The organism is Desulfosporosinus sp. FKA (assembly GCF_002196785.1).
GTDB classification, from domain to species: Bacteria; Bacillota; Desulfitobacteriia; order Desulfitobacteriales; family Desulfitobacteriaceae; genus Desulfosporosinus; species Desulfosporosinus acididurans.
This window is the reverse complement of the sequence record NZ_NAHZ01000011.1, coordinates 1-24,034: the sequence shown is the minus strand read 5'-3', so window position 1 is coordinate 24,034 and position 24,034 is coordinate 1. Positions and strand designations below refer to the sequence as shown.

Below are 24,034 nucleotides of genomic sequence, written 5' to 3'. Positions count from 1 at the left end.
GATATGAATCTTTACGTTTTTGAAAGCGAGGATCTGTTATGTCTATACCAAGAGTGTTTCTTATAAGAAATCGCAAAAGGAGGCTTGAACAGGGGCATCCCTGGATCTATCCCGGAGAAATTGGCAGAATCGAAGGGAATCCCTCAGGAGGAGATATTGTACATATTTTAAATCACGATGGACATTTCTTGGCCCAAGGATTTTATAACCCTGTATCGCAGCTGATTCTGCGAGTGATATCCTATTCGGAAAACTCTATTGATGAAGAGTTTTTTTTAAACAAAATTCAAAGTGCTTGGAAGCGGCGACAATGGTTATTATCTAATATAACCTCCTGTCGGGTTGTCCACGGTGAAGCGGATTTCTTGCCAGGCCTGATTATTGATAAATATGAAGACGTTCTTGTGGTTCAAATTCTTGCCCTTGGCATGGAAGTCCGACGACAGTGGATATTTCAGGCTTTAAAAAAAATCTTCAATCCACGAGGAATTTATGAACGAAGCGATGTTTCTGTTCGGCGCTTGGAAGGTCTGGAAGAGAGAGTCGGCTTCGTGGATACTCCTTTTGATACCCAAATAACCCTCCAGGAAAATGAGTTAAAGATCATGGTCGATGTAGCTGAAGGACAGAAGACTGGGTATTTCTTTGATCAACGTGAAAATCGTGCTTCCTTAAAGCCCATTATGACTGGATGGGGAGCGAGTCATGGGATTTACCAGGATCCTGAAGGACGTCCTCAAGATAAAAAGGGAAAAGAAATTAAAAATCCGTTTTGGGATGGTGCTGAGGTCTTAGATTGCTTTTCCCATACAGGATCGTTTATGCTGCACGCGTGTCTGTATGGGGCTAAAAAGGTTACTTGTGTTGATATCTCAGAGAAAGCTATTGAAATGGCTAAGAGAAATGCATTGCTTAATGGATTTCTGCATCGTACTCAATTTGTTGCGGAAAATGCTTTTGATTTTTTAAGAAACCAAGTAAACGAGAAGAAGACTTGGGACGTAGTCATTTTAGATCCTCCGGCCTTTGCTAAAAGTCGTCAGGTTCTGGAAGGAGCGCTGCGAGGCTATAAGGAAATAAATCTTCAAGGGATGAAGTTAGTTCGAGATGGTGGTGTTTTAATAACAGCATCATGCTCATACCATTTAAGTTCAGCACGATTTCAAAAAATGCTGCAAGACGCTGCAGCAGATGCTCATAAAGTCTTGCGCCTAGTAGAATTCCGTCGTGCCGGTAAAGATCATCCAGTTCTTTTAGGAAGTGAAGAAACAGACTATCTAAAGTTCGCGATTTATGAAGTCTTTAATCGTTAATATTTCTTAAAATCACTTTGCAAAGTGAAAATAATGTCTTATAATAGGAAATATATGGAGGAGGGGCATTGATGGAGAACTTTAGAACGTTTGACAATATCTGCAACTTGCTGCGTAATCACTCCTATAAAGTAACTCCTCAAAGACAGACGATTCTCCACATGTTTGTGGAGCATGTGGATCGGCATTTAAGTGCCGAAGAAGTATATATGCTCGTTAAAAATGAAAACCCAGAGATAGGTCTTGCTACCGTTTATCGAACTTTAGATATATTGGCGGAAATTGGAGTTCTTATTAAGAACGATTTTGGAGATGGCCGCACTCGTTATGAATTTAGTCGTAAGGACGAACATCATCACCACCATCACCTTATCTGTTTACGCTGTGGAAATGTTTCGGAATTTGATGATGATTTATTAGAGTCCTTAGAAGCCGTCATTATGAAACGAAATCATTTTAAAGTTTCCGACCACGATTTGAAATTTTATGGCTATTGTTCTAAATGTGAAGGGGCGCAGTAATGCGCCTCTTTACCTTAATTCGCCTTAAGAAGTCATTATAGGTCAAATCTTCTTTCTTGATGGAACATTAAAGAAATAAAACCTCTGTTTACAAAAACTCGGCAATTTAGCTGAGTTTTTTGCTGTCAGAATGAAATATCGAGGACACTGTTAAACTATTTAGCCAGTTAAGCCCCGATGTTCAGCTTTAGCTGAACGAGTTCACAGCTGATTTATAGGAATAAAAACTTATTATGACATAAATTAAGTAGTAATTATAATAATCTGACGAGAGTAAAGGAAAAGCAGCCTAAGTTTAATGAATAATCGCGTATATCCAAGGCTTTTGGCGTTCGATTCCCGAGTGTCCCAGAAGGATTAAAAGAAAAAAAGGAGAATGAAATAATGGAAAAATAAGTAAAAAAGGGGCTGAGACAATGGGTGTACCTTTGGCCTCAAACGTCAAACAAAAAAGGCCGTCTCTTAAGAAAACATATCTGTGGAATTCTTTGCAAGCAAAATGGCACTTTTGGCTGGGAAAAACGGATTTAGCTATCCAGGAATGGGTAGATTTATTGAAGCAAAGCAAAGGTAAACTTCGGCTAAATGAAGTTGAACATTTAATTGAAGTTCAGGCATTTCAAGAAGCAAGGGATTATTTAGAAATTCTGGAACGAAAGGGCAATGACGAATCGGGGATGATATGTGGTCTCTTAGCGCAATGTTATCTTGGACAAGGCCTCATTCTGCAAGCGAAAACTATGATTGAAGATGCGCTTAAATTAAAACCGCAAAGTTCCAAGTTCTGGGGGATTCTTGCAGATTGTCATTTGGAACAAGGAAATTGGCAGGAGGGAGTTAAGGCTCTTGACAATTCCTGTCGAGCAGAACCTAAAAATGCGGAAACCTATTATCGACTAGGGATTATTTATGCTTATCATGAAGAATATCAAGAAGCCTTGCGCTGTTTTCAAGGGTGTTGTCAACTATCACCGCGCGAATCACGATATTGGGAAGAAAAGGGAGAAATGCACTTGAAGTTGGAGCAATTGGCCGATGCCTGCTTTAGTTTTGATCGGGCCCTTCGTTATGGCGGAACGCCTGATTTAGCGGCAAGATTAGCCTATTGTTATATTCAAATCGGACAAATAAAAAAGGGAATCCAATACTACAAATTCACCCTTAAATATGAGCCGGAACATTACGATTCTTTAAGTAATCTTGCCGCAGTCTATCAAAATCAGGGACGAACACAGGAAGCATTAAACCTCTTGGATCGGGCTATAAAGATTTATCCCCAAGATCCAATTCTACTGAACAACCTCGCCTTTACCCTTGTTCATCAAGGAAGATCAAGAAGGGCGGTGGAATACTATAAAAAGGCTTTAGAGCTAAGCCCCGATCACCCGTTGATTCTTTATAACCTTAGTGTATGTCTTACTCGTAAAGGTAATTGGCAGGAGTGTATAGAATCTCTAAATAAACTTATAGAAATAGACCCCAATCATTCAGCGGGATGGGCTTTGCTGGGAAATGTCTACGATCAAATGAATCAGTATGATACAGCCATTGATTGCTATAATAAAGCACTGAAATTAGCTTAAGAAGAAGGGAAAACCCTTCTTCTTTTGCTTAAATTTCATTTTTATTTTGTATCTAAAAATGTTAATATAAATAGTAATATCTCAAATAAGGAGTTAACTATGTATCAGGTATGTGTTCAGGCGCATTTTGATGCCGCTCATTTTATCCGTAATTACAAGGGCAAGTGTTCCAATTTGCATGGGCATCGTTGGAATGTTGTCGTTTGTATTGAAGGTGAACAATTAGATAATTTGGGAATGCTGGTGGATTTTAGTGAAGTAAAACAGGCGATTAGAAAGACTCTTGATTTGTTAGATCACAGCCTGCTCAATGATTTGCCGGCGTTTGGACCCGCAGGAGTCAACCCTACAGCAGAGCTTATAGCCCAATTTTTATTCTGTGAATTTAAGCAGAATTTAGTATTAGGTGAAAATCGCTTAGTATGGGTGAAAGTTTTCGAAGCTCCAGATGCCTGGGCAATTTATAAGGAGGACTGACTTTTGGCCGGTATCGTTTTACTATCAGGCGGTTTAGATTCAACCGTGGCTATGGCCCTATTTCTCGAGAAAACAACCTTAGATTTAGCTATAACCTTTGATTATGGTCAACGGGCAAAGGAGAAGGAAATATCTGCATCTCGTCAGATTGCCGACCATTTTAATATCCGCCATACGATTATTGCTTTGCCTTTTCTTCAAGAGCAGACTCGTACTGCCCTGGTTAATCGTTCAACAGATTTACCTCAATTAGAGTTTAAACAACTTGATAATATTGAAGAAGAAGCTCTTGAAAGCGCTCATCAGGTTTGGGTGCCTAATCGCAATGGCTTGTTTATGAACATTGCCGCTGTATATGCCGAAAATATGGGTGAAGCGGTAACTCTGATTACGGGCTTCAATCGGGAAGAGGCCGCAACATTTCCGGATAATTCTTTAGAATTCATGACCGCAATGAATGATTGCTTCAAATACTCGACTCAAAATACGGTAACGGTTGATAGCCCTACTGCAGCGTTATCAAAATCTGAAATCGTCCGAGAAGGCTTAAGACTCAATATTCCATTTGAAAAGGTGTGGAGCTGTTATGAAAATGGGCAGCGCCCTTGTGGACATTGCGAGAGTTGTTTGAGAATGAAACGAGCGTTAATCGCAAATAAGGCTGAAGCTTTGGTAAGTGAACTGTTCGACACTCCTTAATAGTATCTTAAACATTTGAATGTTAAAAGACTCAAAGGCCGCGAAAAGAGGGAATAGTCTTGAAATATCATATTTGTCAAAATCCTCTCAACTATGATGGGAGTCAGCTTCAATCCCTGTTTACCTACAAAAACTTTGGTTTAATGGGGGATAGTATGTGTGTGTTTCGAGGAGCATGCCGCGTTGAACAAAATGAGATGGTGGACATGGAAGATGTGGCAGCACAGGATTGGATCTATAGTGAGGACATGCTGCATTTTATCGTTGAACATTTTGAAATGGATTTAGAGAAGACGATTGTTCGGCAGCGCTTGCTAATAGCAACTATTAAAGAAGAACTGGAAAAATTAGGAGTATCCTCTCTGAGACGAACTGGAGATGACCTTTATGATGGAGACCGAAAGCTTTCTGTAAGTATTGCAACTCTTTCGCCTGTCTCCACGCTTATCCACTGCGGCTTAAACGTTTCCAGCCATAATACTCCTATTCCGACGACTGGCTTAAATGATCTTCAAGTCTGTAATGTTTTGGAATTCGGAGAGAACGTTGCCAAACGTTATTGTGCCGAGGTCTTGTCGATGCGCCATGCTCGTTGTAAAGTTCGCGGGGTTATGTGATGATTAAGTTACCGGTAACTGAAATTTTTTCATCGATTCAAGGGGAAGGCCCGTACGTCGGCACACGTCAAATTTTCTTAAGGTTTCCTCGCTGCAATTTAAAATGTCCATATTGTGATACAGAGACTATAGTTCCGAAACAATTTCGCATGGAAATCAACCCAGGTTCGCGAAGTTTTCAGGAATTCGAAAATCCTATTGATATTTTCGAACTAGTGGAGTTGCTTCAGTCTTACGATTTTTCTCTCCATCACTCCCTAAGCATCACTGGCGGAGAACCTCTTCTTTGGGCTGATGAACTTTCGTCGTTTCTACCCTTAATCAAGAAGAAGAATCTTCCAATTTATCTGGAAACGAATGGAACACTCCCGTCCCAACTTCTCAAAATATTGTCACTTATTGATATTATCAGTATGGATATCAAGTTACCTTTCGGAGAAGAGATCTTTTGGGATGTTCACGAAGACTTTCTGCGTAAAAGTCTTGCTAAAGAAGTATTTATCAAAATTGTTGTGACTGAGGAAAGCAAATTAGACGATCTTCAAAAGGCTCGGGATTTAATTTCAGGCATTAACCCGTCATTGCTAACTATTTTGCAGCCTGTTACCAAAGTCAACGGTTGTGAGAGGCCCAAGCCCGGCCAACTTTTAGATTGGCAGCGGTTCTTTCTGGAAAAGCTTATGAATGTCCGAGTTATTCCTCAAACACATGTCTTTATGGGGCAGTTATAGAAAACTGGTGAGGGATCATCGTGTAAAGGAGAAATGATTATGGGGATGGATTTGGAAAAAATTGAGCAGGCTGTCTATATGATTTTAGAAGCAATAGGGGAGGATCCTAAAAGAGAGGGACTTCAGGACACACCAAAACGTGTTGCCAGGATGTATGCAGAGGTATTTGCAGGTCTGCATGAAGACCCCAGTAGACATTTAAAAGTACAGTTTTCCGAGGAACATGAAGAAATGGTGATTGTTAAGGACATCCCAGTCTATTCTATGTGCGAACATCACCTTGTTCCTTTTTATGGTAAGGCCCATGTCGCCTATATTCCCAGGAAGGGGAAAATCACTGGTTTATCGAAATTCGCCCGTGTAGTGGAGGGCTTTGCCCGCAGACCTCAGCTTCAGGAACGCTTGACATCTGAGATTGCTGATGCAATTATGGCTGAACTTACACCTTTAGGAGTGCTTGTTGTTATTGAAGCTGAGCATATGTGTATGACCATGCGAGGTGTAAAAAAGGCAGGTTCTAGAACCCTCACTTCTGCAGTCCGTGGAATTTTTAAAACGAATCCTATAACGAGATCGGAGGCTTTTTCCTTAATTCAAGGTCATAAAATCTAAGAAAGAGGTATCCTATGGATGAGAGACCTACTTCTCCTATGCCGGAACGGTCGGGAAAACTCGAACTTATTGCGACACAGAAAGTTAGCCCTAATCGAGAACTTTATAAAGTGGTAGATTTTCTCAATAAAAACTTAAAAGATTATCGACTAATGTTTGGGTTAACGAAAAAAGAGGATAAAATGGTTGTGTCGATTTATGAAGTAGAGTAAATAGGAGGAAAAATATGCATATTTTATTGACCAATGATGACGGCTATTTTGCTCCAGGAATTCAAACGCTTTACAAGGTTCTTAGCAATACCGGATATGATGTCAGCATTGTAGCCCCAGAAGGTCAGCGCTCAGCAACAGGCCACTCCATTACGTTATTTAATCCTTTATTTGTAACCGAACATTTGTTGAAGGAATCCTTAAATGGATTTGCCATAAGCGGAACTCCTTCCGATTGTGTAAAACTTGCAATTCAAGGTGAACTTGTTCCTAAACCTGATCTTTTGATTTCAGGGATTAATCAAGGTCCTAATTTAGGGACGGATATTTTTTATTCTGGAACGGTTTCAGCAGCGATGGAAGGAGTTTTATTGGGTGTTCCCTCTATTGCTGTGTCTTTAGCCAGCTTTGAATATCAGGAGTTTGAACCTGCTGCAGCCTATGTCGCTGAGAATTTGAAGCTTTTTCGCAAGTTGGATTATAAGGGATTAATCAATTTGAACCTTCCCGGAAAACCCCGCAATGAGTGGCGGGGACTGAAAGTAACAAGATTAGGCAAGGCAGTTTATGAAAATATTTTTGAACAGCGAACTGATCCCAGAGGAAGGCTTTATTATTGGCAAAGTGGCACTATGACCCCAGATAATGAAAGCGATACGGATTTGCGGGCAATTCAGGAGGGGTTTGTTTCTGTGACTCCGGTTCACAGTAACTTAACGGATTATGCGAATTTGTCGCTTTGGACTGAAGAGCTGGCTAAGTTAAAATAAAGGAGTACAGAAATTTCTGTACTCCTTTATCGTCGAATACGGTTTAGACGGGGGTATTAAGAGATTCTTTTGCTCGTCGGATCATTGTTTTTACCATACTTCCGCCGATTCTGCCGCCAACATGTCCACATTCACGGGAGGTCATGTTTTCCCAGCCCTGAGTTTGGATCTTAGAACTAAGACCTAATTCTTCAGCGACTTCCCATTTGAATTGTTCTAAAACCGGCTGTGGTAAAATACCGGCGTTTCTATTTCGACGACTCATATATAAATCTCCTCCCTCTTATCTTTATCCGTACAATGATAGTATTAACATTTTTTAAAGCTTTATGGCACTAAAATTATGGATATCTTATTTCTTTTTGTTAAGGAAGGAAGTTTCATGATATTTGCATCTTTTATAGTATACGTTATTGTTTTTTCTTTGCTTTTATCATTTCCGAGTTTCAGAAATAAAAAGCGTTCAAGTTCAATAGTTAAACTATTAGTTATCCCTATTTTCTTAGGGGCTTTAGTCGTGATATTAAAAATAATAAAAGTCTACTTTATATATAAGTTTCTGATTATTCTTTTTATTGGCGTGCTGATTTTGTTATCCTATTGGCAATGGGGGGGACAGTTTAGACGTTGGTGGAGATAATTCTTTTAAGGTTTTAAAAATTTTCCGAGCCAAGGCAGCCGTCTTAAATCTGAGAAAGTAATGCCGCCATTGAAGACTAGCACTGTGCCGTAAAGCAAAACTCCGCAGGAAAATTCCAAGCTATATCCCACTAAATGTCCGCCTATGATTGGGTCTAAGAGGCTAAAAGCAAGAATCATGGCGATACCTCCGCTAAAGGGTTGGAGGAGAAACCGCTGAAGGTCAATAGGCATGCCGCTGCTTCGTGTGATAGCTAGAAGGTTCAAGGCAGCCATTATAATAAAACCAATCACATAAGCCCAGGCAGTTCCCCTAAGACCCCATTGGGGAAGACCGGTAAGGTAGATCAAAATGGGGATCCGCAGCATGGCTGCTATAATAGAATGAAGAACCGGAAGCTGAACTTTTCCCAGCCCTTGCAGAATTCCTGTTGTTGTTTGTTGAATATATGAAAAAATACCACCTAAAGCTAAGATTCGTAAAATTGGTGAGATTTCAGGACTTTTAAAAAAAATGGTTAGCGGACGTGAAAAATAGAAGAGAGTGATCAGACAGGGAATACCAATCAAGATCGTTAAACGTATTGCTTCAACGCTTCGAGCACGGACGATATGAAACTGATGTTGAGCTGCTGCTTCAGAAATAGATGGAACTAGTGATGTGGCTAAGGCAAAGGTAAAGACACTGGGAAAGGTAAGTAAGGTAAAGGCAGATCCCCCTAATTGCCCGAACAAAGTAGTTGCTTCCCGCGCACTGTAACCTGCAGCGTGCAGACGTTGGGGGATAAGCATAGCGTCTAAAGCAGACAATCCGGTAGAAAATAATCTTCCGACGGTTACAGGAGAAGCAAGATGCCATAATTGCCGTAAAATATTGCTCGAAGAAGTATGGGAGGCCGGATCTTTTTCTAAGGGTATTCGAGACCTTTGGTAATGGATGATAATTACCAAAAGGCCGACTGCTTCACCGGCCAGCATTCCGAAGGCTAATCCCGCCGCGGCCCATTCAACACCGGTTTTGAGAAGGTAAATGGCTGTTGTGTAGCCTACAACAACGCGGACGATTTGCTCACAAATTTGGCTTACTGCTGTAGGGACCATATTTTGTAAGCCTTGAAAATATCCTCGAAAGACTGAGGAGATAGAGACTATGAAGATAGCAGGCGTACAAATCTGAAAAATCGTCAGGACTCTGGGGTCGGGAAAAAGCCTGTGGGCGATGTAGGGTGTCAGGAAATAGAGGCCTGATGAAACTAAGGCCCCCGACACTGTAAGAAGCCAAAAGGCAAGGCGAAGGATGGAACGAGCTTGATAACCTCTTCCTAAGGAAACCTCTTCGGCAACCATTTTGGCAATGGCAAGGGGGATTCCTGCAGTCGTAAAAACTAGGGCCAGCATGTATAGGGGAAAGACCATATTAAAGAGTCCGTAGGCTTCTCCACCTATATGGGCCATGATTAAATATTGATAAGTAAAGCCTAATACACGGTTCAATAAATTAGCGCCTAAGAGAATTGTTGCGCCGTAGACAAAGGTCCTTCTTGGCATCTCTTTCCTCCACAAATATGGCAATATCGTTACTTCTAACCATATGCGCAGGGAAATAAGGAAATGCTTAAGAAATTTTTCACCGAGCTGCGAAAAACAAAAGGATTTTAATGTTGAATAGAGAAAAGTTTTCCATGGAGGAATATGGTTCTTGAAATGGGGCATTCTACCTCAAGGGGGGAATCATAATGTGGCAACTGCTCAAGAACGCAAAGATATATAGTCCGAACTATATTGAGGAAACAGATGTCCTCATTGTTGGTTCAAGCATTGCAGTAATCGGGAAGAATCTACACCTGCCTGACTTTGTCGAGGGAGAAGAGATTGATCTTCAGGGTATGATCTTGACTCCCGGTTTTATAGATGCTCATGTACATATCTGCGGCGGCGGCGGGGAAGCGGGTCCGGCTTCCAGAACTCCAGAAATTCAACTTTCTCAGCTCACTTTAAGCGGAACAACCACCGTTGTCGGCTGCTTAGGGACAGATTCGGTTTCTCGCTCAATTTCTGAACTTCTTACGAAAGCTCATGCCCTTGAAGATGAGGGAATAAGCACCTTTATCTACAGCGGGGCCTATCAAGTACCAGTAAGGACTCTTTTGCCAACCCTGCAGCAAGACTTGGCCCTAATTGAAAAAGTAATCGGTGCAGGAGAAATCGCAATTTCAGATCACCGTTCTGCTCAACCTCAAATTGCCGAGCTTGAACGTTTAGCTTCAGAAGCCCGAGTCGGCGGAATGCTCGGGAGCAAAGCAGGTGTTGTTCATCTCCATCTTGGGGAGGGTAAGCGTGGGCTCGATTATATATGGAAGATTCTTGAACAAACTGAGATTCCTATTACTCAATTTATGCCCACACATATTAATCGGACACATTCCTTGTTAGAACAGGGAATTCAGTTCTTGCAAGCAGGAGGACACATTGATTTAACGGCAGGGTGTGACGATTTTTCCGCGGAACTTCAGGTACCGGCCGTCCTTTCAATGTTAGACCAACGCAATCTTCTTAATAAACGAATTACTGTAACTTCGGATGGAAATGGAAGTATGCCCCAATATAACGAAGAGGGCGTTTTAGTTGGCATGGGTGTTGGCTCTGTCGAAGTTTTATGGCGTGATGTCAGAGAAGCTGTTCATCACCATGGAGTAGCCTTAGAAAAGGCGTTGAGTACCATAACATCTAATGTGGCCGGAGTCCTGTCTCTTAAAAATAAAGGCATGATACGAGTGGGTTACGATGCTGACCTGGTAGTTCTCGATGAGTCTTTACAGGTTCGAGATGTCTGGGCCAAAGGAAACTATATGGTGAGGAATAAAACACCCCTCATAAGGGGTACTTACGAAAAGAAATAATTTATAATGAGAATACTTGATCTGCTCGGCTCAATAAACTAATCAAAACTATTATCTTCAGACTTTAATGAAAGCTCCCAATTACTGTTGCAAGTAAAAGGCTAAGACCTTTTCTTAATAACATACTAGGAGGGATCGTCTTGAAGAACTATGACACGAAAAATCTTCGTAATATCTGTCTGGTCGGCCATGGTGGAGTAGGAAAGACTTCTCTGTCGGAAGCTTTTCTCTTCAATTCAGGTGTGATCAACCGAATCGGCAAAATCACTGAAGGAAACACAGTCTCTGATTTTTTGCCAGAAGAAATTAAGCACAAAGTGTCGATTAGTACGAGTCTTATTCCTGTTGAATGGCAAGGAGTTAAGGTCAATGTTCTCGATACTCCGGGATATTCAGACTTCATTGGGGAAGTCATAAGTGCACTGAGGGTTGCGGAGTGCGGCATAATTGTCCTCAATGGTGTATCAGGTCTGGAAGTGCAGGCTGAAATTACTATGGAACTTATGGAAGAAAAGAAGCTGCCGAGAGTTGTATTTATCAACAAACTAGATCGTGAGAATGCTAATTTTAATAAGATTATTGAACAGTTGAAAGACGTATATCCTGATGCCCGCTTTGCTCCCTTACAAATTCCAGTTGGACTTGAAGCAGATTTTCATGGAGTAATCGATATTCTCGAAAATAAAATGTATGCTTATGAGACAAATGGAAGCGGCAAGTATGTAATTCAAGAAGTTCCTGAAGACTATCAAGATGAATTAAACCTTCTGCAAGAACAACTGACAGAAGCGGTTGCTGAAGCTGATGATGAAGTCCTGACGAAATATCTTGATGGCGAATCTTTAACGTGTCAGGATTTGCAAGCTACTTTACGTTTAGCATTGAAGCAAAATCTCGTGGTCCCCGTACTTTGCGGTTCAGCGTATAAGAATATAGGCATTAACAATCTTCTTAATTTCATTGTCGATATAGTTCCTTCACCTGAGGTTTTACCACAAAAGTCTGCATTAGTTTTTAAAACCCTTGCTGATCCCTATGTTGGAAAAATGTCTTTTTTTCGAGTATATGGAGGGACTTTTCGCTCGGAAACCATGGTCTATAATGTTAATCGCGACGTCGAAGAAAAAATTGGTCAACCCTTTTACTTGAAAGGCAAAACCCAGGAGCCCATTACATCTGTTCCAGCGGGAGATATAGCGGTGGCTGCTAAATTGCAAAGTGTAAAAACTGGGGATACCTTATGCACTAAAGAACATCCGCTCCAATTAGAGGATATAGATTTTCCAATTCCAACATTATCGATGGCAATTGAACCAAAGAGCAAGGGCGATGAAGATAAATTGGGCAACTCTTTAGCAAGATTAGCTGAAGAAGACCCAACTATCAAACTTAGCAAAAATATAGAAACGAAAGAATTATTGTTGATGGGTTTAGGTGAAATGCACCTCGATATTATTCAGGAAAAATTAGCTCGTAAGTTTGGAGTTGCTGTAGCTATCAAAGTTCCTCGCGTTCCATATCGTGAGACGATTCGTAAAGCCGTGAAAGTTGAAGGCAAGCATAAAAAACAAACGGGCGGGCATGGACAATATGGACATGTTTGGATTAATCTGGAACCCTTAGATGGCAAAGACTTCGAATTTTCTGAGGAGATATTCGGAGGGTCAGTCCCCAAACAGTATATTCCTGCTGTGGAAAAGGGAATCCGTGAAGCCATGGCAGAAGGGGCTATGGTTGGATATCCTGTGACCGATATTAAGGTCACTCTTTGTGATGGTTCTTATCACTCCGTTGATTCGTCGGAAATGGCGTTCAAACTAGCCGCTATGATTGCCTTTCGCAAGGGAGTGGAATTGGCAAAACCAACGTTGCTCGAGCCGGTGGTGGAAGTTGAAGTCAAAGTACCTGAAATCTTCATGGGTGATGTCATTGGGGATCTTAATACGAAACGGGGAAAAGTATTAGGGATGGAGTCCATTGGAAAATGTCAAGTTATTAAGGCTCACGTGCCTCAGGCAGAAATGATGCGTTATGCTATTGATTTAAGGGCTCTTACTCAAGGAAGAGGGTCATTTACTCTTAAATTCCTTCAGTACGATGAGGTTCCGGATAGAATCAGCGAAACCATCGTAAATCAGCTTAAGGTAGCCCATAATCATTAGTACTTGCTGTAAGATAGAACGGGAAGAAGGACTGATACCTCTCTGAATATCAGTCCTTCTTTTGGTGCTTTGTTTAAAGACAATTCCTTAATGACCTTCTGTACGCTGCTTTTGTTCCTTTTTCGTTTCTCCTAATCTCTCGATTTGAGGCTCATACATTTCTTGCTTGATATTTTGAAAATGTTGTTCTACTTCAGGATATTTTGCGGCTAATTCTTCTCTTCTATCCTTATCTTTACTCATTATGAACCCTCCTTGTAGTTTACTGATTCCCCATACAGTATTTCCTGAGTTGACATAATAAATGTTAGAAAAATTAATGTATTCCCCAGGACTAAAGTATCTTAAACATAATGCTATTAATTTATGCGGAAAAGTTATGCTGAACGCCGAGACTTCTGTATTTAGAGGTGACACATCAAGAACATGCCTGCAAAAAATTTAATAAATTATTAATATAATGTTCATGGAATTATAAGAATTCTAGTGTAATCTTAAAAGCAAGGGTAACTTACCCATATTAACGAATTGAAAGAGATGCTGATTATGAAATTAATTATTACCTTGCTTACATGTGGCTTTCTATTTACTATCTTGAGAAGTTTTTCGGTTACAGAATAAAAACATAAACCTAGGACTCGTAGAGCATAGCCCCCTGTTTGATCCAGTTTTAAGCCCCCCACTTTTATAAGTGGGGGTGGGCCCGAATTCACTTTGCCTAAACAAGAAAAATAATTTAACCTGATAATTATTTCTAATTTGCCGATATACAATGTAGTAGGAAGTATATTATAATATAACAGAGTCAATTTAAGATAGTTGAGAGGGAGGAAATGAATGAAAAGGAAAAAAATAGTTATCTGGTTTGCTTTAGCTATGATGTTGCTTCTAGTCTTAACAGGTTGCAGCAGTAATGAACAGGAAATTCTTAACGCTGCCTTGAACATGCAAACGATTAATTCATCACATATTCAAACAACGATGAATCTTCACGTTAGTGGCCAGGGGTTTGATCCTCAGGTGCAACAACAAATCGATTCTGTTGCTGCGCTGTTAAATAATGCTTCGCTCAATTTTGATGTAGAATCTACATATAATGATCAAAAAACAGTCGGTAAGAGCAAAGCTATTGTGGATGTAGTTACTCCGGGAATGAAAATTAATATCCCCGTTTGGGTAGACTCGGATTTAACAGGGGATACTCCGTCACTTAAGGAAATTATAAAACTTCCTTTAGTTGCCAAAAGTTCTTTGCCTCAACAGGCTGCAAACAAAGATTATTTAGTCATGAACCCTTTGGATACGAAAGATTCTGGTTTGGATAATGAAAGCCTGAAGCAACTTCTAGAATTCAGCAAAACATTTCAAGAAAAGGAAATTGACTTTTTAAAAAGTTATGCAAGTCGATTTAACCCGAATTTTAGCACCGTCGCTAATTCAACTGAATCAATATCAACGGATGATGGCTATAAGTTAGTCCGATGCTATGAAATTAGACTTAATGATCAGCAATTTAAAGATTTAATCCGGTATACCGTTAACAATTTTAGTCAAGATAAAGAAGCTATGGATTTTGTGAAAAATTTAGTTGATTCCACGCTGCAAATGAGTCAAGCATCGGACAAGGAAAAAAGCATCCAAGCTTTTGATAAGGCTTTTGAACAATTTGATGCTAGTAAAACTGTTTTTTTAGCATCGTTTAATGCTCAAATGGATAAGCTGAAAAATGTCACTCTTTTAGGGGATAAGGGGATCGATCTAAAATATTATATCGATAATGGTTATGTAGTAAAAGAGAGTGGAACCATTGACCTTAAAATTGATTTAAATCAATTGAGTCAATTCATGAGTACTATTGACAAAAAATCATCTGCTGCAGATACTCCAAAAGGTAGTTTGGAAATGATTCTTAATTATAATTCGGATATTTCCGGCATAAACTCTCCGATAGAAATTCAAATTCCGGAAGTTAACGCGGCAAACTCCTTTAACATGACGGATTTGTTAAAAATGGAACAAAAAAGTAATTAATTAACTAGCCCTCCTAGAGAGGGCTTTTTCTTATCTATTAATTTATACAGGTTCTAATGTGATAAATTACCAAGATACTTTTTTAACACAAATATGTAAATATATAGTATAATATGTCGTAAGAAAAATATTTATACCACTTAGTTTTCTTAGTCTCATGATTTTTTAAAATGAAGAAGATTTCTTAAAACTGTGTCCCTCAGAATCTTTTAGCGGGATATACAATGGGGCATTGCGCTTTAAACCTCCGGACGCGGAGGTTTTTTGTTTGACTTCCTTTCGATTTTCCTCATTTCGTAAGAGGCCATGACAGAGCTGTATTTGGCAAACATTTGAAGGTATTTGTCCAAGCCTTTGGGCATAATGTTTAGCGGCGTTTGATTTACCCTCCGTCAACTCTCGTCATTAAATGATGAGAGTCTTTTTTGTCAATACAAAATCTTCATTCTATTTGTATTAAGTTGAATTAAAGGGAAGCTAATTTTTAAGTTTAGAAGGTTTATGTGTTTTTGTGTTGAATATATTGTCAATATGCATTTTGTCAACAGGGAGGAAGCTTAAGAAATGATTGATTCGAGAGAAAATGGAATTCTTGCCAAGATATTTGCCAATCGAACTAAAATTGAATCTTGGTTTGAAACGCTGCAACATCCCAATACTTTTTGGATGATCCCCTTAGCCAGCCGAGGGATACTGCGGACGTTATTAAAGTGCCAAAATGAAATAAGCTTTAATGAACTAGCAGAAATGAGTTCGGACAATAGAGAAGTTACAAGCATGTATATGCTTGAATTAGAATCTGTTCTCGAAGAACACAAACTATTTATTTTACAATAATTAACATCTCGCACCCTGAAAAAGAGTCTGAGCTACCTTTGGAGGAAGGGAAGCAATTTTTTCCCGAAAACGCATAATTTCCTTTAAATAAGTGAAATATAGTGCGAATTACGAGGGGGGTTCTTAATTGACGGAGTTGTCGAGATTTTCTTATAATTATCTATAAGAATATTCGATTATGGAGGAAAGGACGTTGTCTTGTGTCTATTGCTGTTAGCAAGTCTGAGGTTGAAAATTCTGGGGAACAATATACTGGAGAACCAAATCAAATCGAGAATAACATAACGGAGAATATTGCTCCATTTGTTCCTTTTATAAAAGAGTGCAAAATGTGTCACTCAATCTGGGATTATTTTAGTGGGATGACGGAATGTCCCAAGTGCGGAACTAAGTTTCAAGCTGTTTAATTCAGACATCATTATTCGGCAAAATTCTTACAAGCTGAATTCCAAAAGGGCGCTGATCATGAAAACTGATAAGCGCCCTTTTGTGTGCGCCATGCATGGCGATAAGATTCTTGACTCTTCCGTTAAGCTTGTTTAAATAGAGGACTAAGCTTATACATTGCTAACACGAAAACGGAACAGGCTAAGGCAATTACAGCCATGACAGAAAACGAAAAGACTTTAGACGAATGGTCGATCAAGATCCCCATTACTATTGGTCCAAACGTTATACCGAGTGAATATATCGATTGATAAAAACCCATAGCCGTGGATTTTTTATCTGCATCAAAGCCTCTTACTGCAATTGCCATAAGAATTGCTGTGAGGATGCCTGCTCCAAACCCGCCGATCATTTGGAGCGGGAAGAACCAGATAGGCTTAGGAGCGACGGCTATTCCTGCACAATATGCCGCCAGTAAGATAAAGCCTAACGTTATATTATTTTTTTCGCCAAGTTTATTCGAAGCCTTTGTACTGACGAAATAGGCGCCTACAATATTCATAACGCTAAATAAAACATAAATAACACCAAGTTGGAGGCCTGTTGCACCAAGCTCTTTTGCAGTACTCGTTGTAAAGGAGTACACAGTTCCAAACATTAAAAACCAAACAAAACCGCCCAAAAGAGAGACTATTAGTAGTTTCTTATTCTTCATAACTTTTATAAGACTAGCGGTAGTAACATTTGTTCGGCCTGCAGTCTCAGAATTGATAAAGAATGAGAGAATGAAGCCGGTCATACCGAATATAAAACTTAAAATGAACAGTGAGCGGATGCCCAATTGTTCAAAAACTCCACCGAGTAAAAATGCAGCTAAAATACCGAGGTTCATAAGGGAAGTGATAAGGCCAATTGCTTTCGTACCTTCTGATTTGTCATAGTATGAAGAATAAAGCAAAGTAAAAGAGATCCAGGTTGAAGAAGCAACTCCTGATAGGGCATTAGCTACAAACAGCATAATAGGTGAACCGAAAAGTATGATCATGATGGAAGAAGTGCCGGCTAAGAAAGCACCTATAATGATAAAAATTTTGTGATTTCCGACGATATCGGTAATAATTCCTAACGGAATCCTTAAAAGCAGTTGGGTGACTCCGTATGCTCCAACAATAACTCCCACAACTGTTGCCGATATCGAAAGAGATAGCAGGTAGGGTGTAAGGAATGGTATGTAGACATATTGCGCAAACCAAAATAGGATAGTGATTGCAGCTAAAAGATTTCTTTTAAACGTTATGCCAGACACGTTATTACCCCCCCAAGTGAAATTAGTCATTTGTTAGTATAACACAATAAAGATTGGGTATTGGAAAAAACCATAAAAAATCCCAAGCGATTAATCAGAGACCATGAGCCAGATAAAATAAACAGCATTGCTGGACGCTGGGCATGACGAAAGCCCACTCCCTTGGATTGGAGGTGGATTTTCTTGCATAAGTATTTCTTATACTAAACTTTAAAAGATGTGATTTGTCTTTTCGGTCAGTAAGTATTATTATTACGTATGTCAATACAGCCATATGCCCATTTACCTATATACCCAAATACCTATTATACCTTTATATACCCCTCCCTTGAGAGGGGCTTTTTTTTTATCCAATCGTAAGACCCCCACTTTCGCAAGTGAAAATGGTTCCCATACATCCGGAATCTTCGCAAAGAATAAAATAGCTTCCATGTTTGAAGACGTTCTGAGCCTATTATAGAAAAAAATACTAGCAAGTGTCACTTGTTTATGCTTACAATTCATTATATTTAATTAGTTGTCGGCAATATTAAGTTGGTCTTTTAAAGCAGTTTGAAGAACTTGAGAGAAGTTTATGCCAGCCTTTTCGGCTTGTGCGTTAAGCCAACTTGGAATAGTTAGAGTCTTTTTAACCGCTTTATTATCATAAAGTTTTCGATATTCAAGGGTATCAACGTTAACTAGAGCTACGAAGGAACCTTTTTCCACGACTATATCTGCCGGATTCGAAGGTGAGGGAATAGGTTCATTAGATTCCTCCATGTCATACAGACGTAAACATAATACGTCTTCTGCCATATCATAAGCATCTTGTAAATTATCTCCCTGAGTATAACAACCCTGAATATCAATAAAATTCACTGTATAGTTTCCCTTGGATTCTAAGGTAAAGATCGCAGGATATAAATACTTTGCCATTCTTTACATCTCCTTTATATTATTTATTTCAATCCCGCATCAATCAGTATGCTATTGAGTGTGCCTTCCGAAATTTCTGTTTTATGTCTTGGGACAGGGAAGGATTTATTGTTATGGGGCTGTAATAAAGGTCATGTTTTTACCATGCCTATTGAATTTTATGTTGTTGTTTGCTAGTAGTTTAAGTAGCTCACTTGTTTTCATTTATTTCCTCCCCCCTTCTGTAATTATTATAACACGTATTAACACGTGCGCAAAACGGTTTCGCAATATACTTCACATAAGCTTTTACAATTCGGAAATATTTCGGTGACAACAGAAAAATAAAACAGAAAAAAGAAGAGATTGCTTCAGATTTTGTAAGCGTTCTCCGCAAAGAAAAACTTACAGTTAACGAAGCAATCTCGATATTGAAAAGTGCTGAACTTATCAAGCAGTCTAGATTCACAACTTAATTTGGTTTCTCAGGTATCGGTTTCTTGGGTTTGTAAGTAGCGTTTGGGTTAGAGTCATTCAATACTCTTATCCGCATCTTTTCCCCTAATGAGCACCGAGTATTCGCGATAGCCCCTGCTAAACATGCAAAGCTGATTTCCCCATAGGACTTGCAGATATTGATATTATGACAATCCTGTTTATAAACATGTTTTCCTTTTTCATCTTGCTCAATTGGATCGGACAGATTGTTGCCTATCAAACTCATTGATTTCATCTCCTTCCTGTATGGATTGGTTTGTCTAAACAATTATCAACTATCAACTTCGACGCAAAAAAGGAATATTCCTGTGAATATTTAGCGAAATGGAAGTGAAACCATTGAGTAAAAGCCTGCGCTTCATGATAGAGGCAGAGCAAAAGAAAGCCATTACTCCTCGTGTTAGTCAAGTGAAACGCGGTCTTGGCTTTTGGGCAGCTGTTGATGCGACGGTTAATGATCACAAAAAAGCCGAGCTGAAAGAGCAAGTTTCAGTTCGGCGTGGGTAATTAGTGCTGATTAAGGAGTTTGCTTAAACTACTCAGGGCTATTTAACCAATTGTGATATTTCTCGAGAAGTTCAAAAGCGCAAATAGTGCTCATGACTGTTATTATGCCAGCCAAGTCATTTGAATTCTCTTGAGTCAAAGGAAATGGGATCTGAATTCCAAGTTGGTCAATGGCATCCACAGCATTTGCATAATGTTCTTCTCTTACTTGCCCTACGAATTCTTTAAAATCTTTCAAGTAAACAACTCCTGTCTTTTTCTGTTCTGTTGATATGGTCAATCTCATATTTTCGACAAAAAAGATTAAAACCCTGTAAATAACTCACGAAAGTAAGGCGAAAAACACATGAGCGTGTAAGCCGGTTAAGGCTGCTTAATATATTATTTATTTGTTCATGCTGCAAACTCATTATATCTAATCAGCTGTTGACAATACCGAGTTGGTCCTTTAAGGCATTTTGTAGGGCTTGCGAGAAATTAATATTACGCTCCTCAGCGATAGTGTTTAACAATGCTGGAATCGTAAAGGTTTTTATATTCGGTTGTGACGTTATTGGGAGAGCGAGACGTGTGGAAGAACAATGCTACGTGCGCAAAAATAAAATAGAATAGAATTTCAAAGTGTAAAAATAAGGGGGAGGAATTTACCATAAAACGATGAATTAGGTTTCTATGAACTTGTCAAAATGTTGTTTATCAGGCGCAGAAGGATATTTATTCCAATAAGGCGAAGACATATAGAGTTAAAATATTACGAACCTAGTTCGGTAATACCTCTTGATTTTGAGGTTATACGAACTACGTTTGTTAATATAACGTTATCCGAAACCACTAAGTCTAATGACAGAGTTACTGGGGTTTATCTGTGAGGAGGAAAAAGATTGCGTAAAGATTGGGATTCTTATTTCTTAGATATTGCGTCTCAGGTAGCCAGCAGAAGCACCTGTCCGAGACGCAGTGTAGGTGCAGTAATTGTTAAAGATAGGAGAATTAAGGGAACTGGCTACAACGGAAGCGCGGCTGGCCTACCACATTGTATAGATGAGGGATGTCTAATTGTCAACGATCATTGTGTCAGAACAATACATGCAGAGGTAAATGCGTTATTAGAATGTACTCCTGACGTACGAAATGGCGCAACAATATATATTTCCGATCGTCCATGTGCCGAATGCTCAAAGTTAATTATTTCGTCCGGGATAAAACGGGTAGTTTTCGGTCGGGATTATCGTATAGATTTTGATTGGTTTCTACTAGCACCTTAGGTTGAGATAATTCATTTAACGGCGGAAGATTAAAATAAGGATAGCCGCATCACGAAATAATCCACTCAGGGCTTGAACGTATGAATGTAATTTGGTTCAGGATTTACATGATCTTAGAGATTTGCGAGCGTGCTTCTGCCGTGGCATCGAATAACACGTCATTCTCAACACTGGCAAAGATGAAGGTGGTTGTGACGCGTCGGGAATGCATGGAACGTTAAACGCTGCTGCAATTTACATCGCTCTTATCGGACTCTAAAAAAATGGCCACCGATTGACCTTCGCTAAAGACGTAAAATGCGAAAAGTTCAACGATTTCGGTAGTTGGACTTGAACCAATAATTTAATATACCCACTGCTGTGGTAGATGCGATTACTATTCCCTTATCTATAACGACAAAAATGATAATCATAGTGATAAGTAAAATCGATATCACAAATCTTTTATTGTCCTCCATCATATACCATCCTCTCTTTATATCTTAATATTACTTGCGGTTTCTTCAACTGCTTTGCCTGTTGCGTCAACCATTGGACAGCCTATTTTCTTCATAATCACACAAAAAAAAGAAGCCCCCGTGTCAACGGAAGCTTGAAAAAAACGTATATGTATAGGAGAAATTATATCATGAAAATTGAAAAAATAAACTATTTTTATGTCCTGTAATAAAGGCTTTTTTACTAACAAAGGAGATAGAAATGTCTTTTGTACTAAAAACTGAAAGGTTAGTTTTACGACCATTAGATATTGAAGATCTAGACACTGTTCATGAATATGCATCAGATGTTGAAAACACTAAATATATGATACATTTGCCAAATGATACAATAGAAGAAACATCGCATTTTTTAACGCGTATCACAAATGAGTGGAAGAAAGACCAGTTAAAATTTTATGAATTTGCCATAACCCTTGAAGAAAAAACAAATTGGTGCTGTTTCTGTTTATTTGAATGAACAGCGAACTTATGCCGAATTAGGCTGGATAATTAATAAAAAATAATTGGGGTAATGGTTATGCAACTGAGGCGGCTATGGCAGTAAAGGACTTTGCAGTAAATGAACTAAAAGTTTCTAATTTAGTGGCACATTGCGATTTTAGGAACGCTGCCTCATGTAAAGTTATGGATAAAATTGGATTAACCTTAGTGAAGGACGATGGGGTAAGGCAATATCCGAAAACATCAGAAATTGCAAGAGAGTTAATGTATTCATTTATTATATAATAGCGAAAAACTTTGATAGGGGTTTGAGCATAACTTTATTACACTTACTTCTGATCCTATTTGTGGAAAGACCTGTACTTGGTATAAAAACCAAGTAGGTCTTTTCCTAGGCAGTAGACGCAAAATGTGTAGCAATAATATTTAAAGGAGTATGATGAATTTGAGAAGAAAAGATAGGGAGGTAACAGAACTAAAGGAATTAATGCAGATTATTGACCAGTGTAAAATTTGTAGAATTGCTATGCACGATAAAGCAGGGGTTTATATTGTGCCAATGAATTTCGGCTATACTTATGAAAATAGTCAATTGGTGTTATTTTTCCATAGTGCAAAGGAAGGAAGAAAAATTTGTGCATTGAGAGAGAACAGCGATGTATGTTTTGAAATGGATTGTGAACATAGACTTATTACAGCGGATATAGCCTGTAAATATGGATATTACTTTAAAAGCATTATTGGAAAGGGTAGGGTTGTCTTTATAGATGCCATTGAAGAAAAGAAAAAAGCGCTATCGCTGTTAATGAAACACCAGACTGGACAGGATTTTTCATTTGATGATGGAACAGTTAATAGCGTTTCTGTATTTAAAATTATCGTTCAAAATTATACTGGAAAAGACCATTATTAATTCGCATTTTTAGATTATATTCGATAAAAGACCTGTACTTGATATAAAAATCAAGCAGGTCTTTTATTGCACAGTAGGCCGATTATATGTACCAAACCGCAGGTGGAACCGCAACAGCAATAACCCTAACAATCAAAGAAACTTTGACAGACGGTTTCCCCATGACGTTTATTGCAAGTGCAGCAAACAGTGGAGCTTCGACAACGATAAATGGCTCACCGCTATACAAACCAAATACCACGACAGCGCCAAATCTTATCGCTGGTAAAGCCTATACCGTATGGTGGAGTCAATCTGGTAACTGTTTTTTTATCAAAGCTAGTGCGGAAGGTACTGCCGTTGCTACAAACGTACTAGCTGGGACAACATTCAGCAACGATAACGACACAGGCATTAGTGGCACGATGCCGAATAATGGAGCGTTAAATTATACTCCATCAGTTTCAGCACAAACAATTCCGGCAGGATATACAAGCGGAGGGACAGTGCAAGGAGCACAACTCAAACAAAATATTGATGGTCATCTTCAAAATTTACCTACAGGATATGCTCCAGCCTGTTATGATGACTACACTGGTTTATTATGGGCCTATAATTCATCCGCACCAGATGGAAAAGCTTACGGTTTTAATAGCTCAGGAACCTTAGTAAGCACAATAATTTGTTCGCAAGCTAATACCCAAATTATGAATGTTTCTAAGGATCATATGCTTTGGGCTTTTAATAACTATCCGATGTATCTAACAGACAAAAACGGCACTTTAATTCATACGTATAATTCTCCTTTAATGGCTGAACCCGCAATAGTAAGTTCATATACTAGCAGGGTGTTTTTTAATTATGCTTCTGGGGGTAATTTTTATTGCTATGTATACGACTTAAATGGAACACTTATAGGTTCTCCATTGATTGCGTCTTCTGCCTATCCGGTAACAGGATTCATGACTTCGCCAAATGGTGTATATGCTATTGTAATTTCAGGAAGCCTTGTATCGTACGTGTTTATTAATAATTCAGGAGTAGTAGTAGGCCTAAATGGTGTCGGTAAGCTGATTATGTGGTGGTCATTGTTTGCAAACGCATTAGCACAATATTAGGAGCATTCCTGTATTTAGAAAAAAATGAGCTTTGTTAAAAAGGAGACCTCACGTTACAATTTGAAAGGACTGTTGGCCAACAGAATCCAATCAAAATAACGGAGGTCATCCCAAATGAA

General features: G+C 39.1%; 27 protein-coding genes and 1 pseudogene. 20 read left to right on the top strand and 8 right to left on the bottom strand.

What is annotated here, in order from left to right:
* Positions 1-38: 38 nt before the first annotated feature.
* From B5771_RS01910 to surE, 10 genes are all read left to right on the top strand, one after another.
* Complete coding sequence (locus B5771_RS01910) at positions 39-1,313, top strand: class I SAM-dependent rRNA methyltransferase (RefSeq protein WP_088186002.1); 1,275 nt, start codon at positions 39-41, stop codon at positions 1,311-1,313.
* A gap of 71 nt (positions 1,314-1,384) precedes the next feature.
* Complete coding sequence (locus tag B5771_RS01905; RefSeq protein WP_088186001.1) at positions 1,385-1,834, top strand: Fur family transcriptional regulator; 450 nt, start codon at positions 1,385-1,387, stop codon at positions 1,832-1,834.
* A 416-nt stretch (positions 1,835-2,250) separates the two neighbouring features.
* Positions 2,251-3,417: a tetratricopeptide repeat protein gene (locus B5771_RS01900; RefSeq protein WP_088186000.1), complete on the top strand. Its 1,167-nt coding sequence runs from the start codon at positions 2,251-2,253 to the stop codon at positions 3,415-3,417.
* Between the two features lie 99 nt (positions 3,418-3,516).
* Positions 3,517-3,894, top strand: coding sequence for a 6-carboxytetrahydropterin synthase QueD (gene queD / locus B5771_RS01895; RefSeq protein ID WP_088185999.1), 378 nt, complete (start codon positions 3,517-3,519; stop codon positions 3,892-3,894).
* A 3-nt stretch (positions 3,895-3,897) separates the two neighbouring features.
* Positions 3,898-4,593, top strand: coding sequence for a 7-cyano-7-deazaguanine synthase QueC (gene queC, locus B5771_RS01890; RefSeq protein WP_088185998.1), 696 nt, complete (start codon positions 3,898-3,900; stop codon positions 4,591-4,593).
* A 59-nt stretch (positions 4,594-4,652) separates the two neighbouring features.
* A complete protein-coding gene (locus tag B5771_RS01885; RefSeq protein ID WP_088185997.1) occupies positions 4,653-5,210 on the top strand; it encodes a DUF366 family protein in 558 nt (185 codons plus the stop codon).
* Positions 5,210-5,941, top strand: coding sequence for a 7-carboxy-7-deazaguanine synthase QueE (locus B5771_RS01880; RefSeq protein WP_088185996.1), 732 nt, complete (start codon positions 5,210-5,212; stop codon positions 5,939-5,941). Before B5771_RS01885 ends, B5771_RS01880 begins: the two co-directional genes overlap by 1 nt.
* A 39-nt stretch (positions 5,942-5,980) precedes the next feature.
* On the top strand, positions 5,981-6,553 hold the full coding sequence (folE, locus tag B5771_RS01875) for a GTP cyclohydrolase I FolE (protein WP_172408122.1): 573 nt from the start codon (positions 5,981-5,983) through the stop codon (positions 6,551-6,553).
* Between the two features lie 38 nt (positions 6,554-6,591).
* Complete coding sequence (locus B5771_RS01870; protein WP_088186042.1) at positions 6,592-6,765, top strand: YpmA family protein; 174 nt, start codon at positions 6,592-6,594, stop codon at positions 6,763-6,765.
* Positions 6,766-6,779: 14 nt separating this feature from the next.
* Positions 6,780-7,535 carry a 5'/3'-nucleotidase SurE gene (gene surE, locus B5771_RS01865; protein ID WP_088185995.1) on the top strand — a complete coding sequence of 252 codons (756 nt, stop codon included), beginning with the start codon at positions 6,780-6,782 and terminating at the stop codon, positions 7,533-7,535.
* 43 nt (positions 7,536-7,578) lie between these two features.
* On the opposite strand, the gene B5771_RS01860 is transcribed toward surE, so the two are convergent.
* Both B5771_RS01860 and B5771_RS01850 read right to left on the bottom strand, forming a co-directional pair.
* The gene (locus B5771_RS01860) at positions 7,579-7,800 is read right to left on the bottom strand and encodes an alpha/beta-type small acid-soluble spore protein (RefSeq protein WP_047808207.1); all 222 of its coding nucleotides are present in this window, start codon (positions 7,798-7,800) and stop codon (positions 7,579-7,581) included.
* Between the two features lie 380 nt (positions 7,801-8,180).
* Complete coding sequence (locus tag B5771_RS01850; RefSeq protein WP_088185993.1) at positions 8,181-9,722, bottom strand: polysaccharide biosynthesis protein; 1,542 nt, start codon at positions 9,720-9,722, stop codon at positions 8,181-8,183.
* Positions 9,723-9,910: 188 nt separating this feature from the next.
* Here B5771_RS01850 and iadA point away from each other — a divergent pair, with 188 nt between their 5' ends.
* On the top strand, positions 9,911-11,074 hold the full coding sequence (gene iadA / locus B5771_RS01845) for a beta-aspartyl-peptidase (protein WP_088185992.1): 1,164 nt from the start codon (positions 9,911-9,913) through the stop codon (positions 11,072-11,074).
* A 140-nt stretch (positions 11,075-11,214) separates the two neighbouring features.
* Entirely contained in the window at positions 11,215-13,236 is a 2,022-nt protein-coding gene (gene fusA / locus B5771_RS01840; RefSeq protein WP_088185991.1) for an elongation factor G, read from the top strand.
* An 87-nt stretch (positions 13,237-13,323) separates the two neighbouring features.
* Here fusA and B5771_RS24055 read toward each other — a convergent pair whose 3' ends face one another.
* Positions 13,324-13,479, bottom strand: coding sequence for a hypothetical protein (locus B5771_RS24055; RefSeq protein ID WP_172408121.1), 156 nt, complete (start codon positions 13,477-13,479; stop codon positions 13,324-13,326).
* Between the two features lie 594 nt (positions 13,480-14,073).
* Here B5771_RS24055 and B5771_RS01835 point away from each other — a divergent pair.
* Positions 14,074-15,267, top strand: a complete 1,194-nt coding sequence (locus tag B5771_RS01835; RefSeq protein WP_088185990.1) for a hypothetical protein — start codon at positions 14,074-14,076, stop codon at positions 15,265-15,267.
* Positions 15,268-15,831: 564 nt separating this feature from the next.
* The gene (locus B5771_RS01830) at positions 15,832-16,104 is read left to right on the top strand and encodes a hypothetical protein (protein ID WP_088185989.1); all 273 of its coding nucleotides are present in this window, start codon (positions 15,832-15,834) and stop codon (positions 16,102-16,104) included.
* A gap of 529 nt (positions 16,105-16,633) precedes the next feature.
* Here the strand turns inward: B5771_RS01830 and B5771_RS01820 are convergent.
* From B5771_RS01820 to B5771_RS01800, 3 genes are all read right to left on the bottom strand, one after another.
* Positions 16,634-17,797: an MFS transporter gene (locus B5771_RS01820; protein ID WP_088185988.1), complete on the bottom strand. Its 1,164-nt coding sequence runs from the start codon at positions 17,795-17,797 to the stop codon at positions 16,634-16,636.
* Between the two features lie 513 nt (positions 17,798-18,310).
* Positions 18,311-18,715, bottom strand: a complete 405-nt coding sequence (locus B5771_RS01810; RefSeq protein WP_088185986.1) for a type II toxin-antitoxin system HicB family antitoxin — start codon at positions 18,713-18,715, stop codon at positions 18,311-18,313.
* Positions 18,716-19,166: 451 nt separating this feature from the next.
* A complete protein-coding gene (locus B5771_RS01800; protein ID WP_088185985.1) occupies positions 19,167-19,418 on the bottom strand; it encodes a hypothetical protein in 252 nt (83 codons plus the stop codon).
* Between the two features lie 113 nt (positions 19,419-19,531).
* On the opposite strand from B5771_RS01800, the gene B5771_RS24050 reads away from it, so the two are divergent.
* Positions 19,532-19,699, top strand: a complete 168-nt coding sequence (locus B5771_RS24050) for a hypothetical protein (protein WP_172408120.1) — start codon at positions 19,532-19,534, stop codon at positions 19,697-19,699.
* Between the two features lie 28 nt (positions 19,700-19,727).
* Here B5771_RS24050 and B5771_RS01795 read toward each other — a convergent pair whose 3' ends face one another.
* Both B5771_RS01795 and B5771_RS24625 read right to left on the bottom strand, forming a co-directional pair.
* Positions 19,728-19,937, bottom strand: coding sequence for a hypothetical protein (locus B5771_RS01795; protein WP_047808197.1), 210 nt, complete (start codon positions 19,935-19,937; stop codon positions 19,728-19,730).
* 181 nt (positions 19,938-20,118) lie between these two features.
* Positions 20,119-20,232, bottom strand: a pseudogene (locus B5771_RS24625) (HicB family protein); the annotation flags it as partial.
* A gap of 348 nt (positions 20,233-20,580) precedes the next feature.
* Between B5771_RS24625 and B5771_RS01785 the strand changes: the two are divergent.
* From B5771_RS01785 to B5771_RS25160, 5 genes are all read left to right on the top strand, one after another.
* Positions 20,581-20,964, top strand: coding sequence for a cytidine/deoxycytidylate deaminase family protein (locus B5771_RS01785; RefSeq protein ID WP_088185984.1), 384 nt, complete (start codon positions 20,581-20,583; stop codon positions 20,962-20,964).
* 699 nt (positions 20,965-21,663) lie between these two features.
* On the top strand, positions 21,664-21,921 hold the full coding sequence (locus B5771_RS24980; protein ID WP_282433306.1) for a GNAT family N-acetyltransferase: 258 nt from the start codon (positions 21,664-21,666) through the stop codon (positions 21,919-21,921).
* 77 nt (positions 21,922-21,998) lie between these two features.
* A complete protein-coding gene (locus tag B5771_RS24975) occupies positions 21,999-22,190 on the top strand; it encodes a hypothetical protein (RefSeq protein ID WP_282433305.1) in 192 nt (63 codons plus the stop codon).
* A gap of 154 nt (positions 22,191-22,344) precedes the next feature.
* Entirely contained in the window at positions 22,345-22,818 is a 474-nt protein-coding gene (locus B5771_RS01770) for a pyridoxamine 5'-phosphate oxidase family protein (protein WP_088185982.1), read from the top strand.
* A gap of 86 nt (positions 22,819-22,904) precedes the next feature.
* Positions 22,905-23,915 carry a hypothetical protein gene (locus B5771_RS25160; protein ID WP_348982924.1) on the top strand — a complete coding sequence of 337 codons (1,011 nt, stop codon included), beginning with the start codon at positions 22,905-22,907 and terminating at the stop codon, positions 23,913-23,915.
* Positions 23,916-24,034 lie beyond the last annotated feature (119 nt).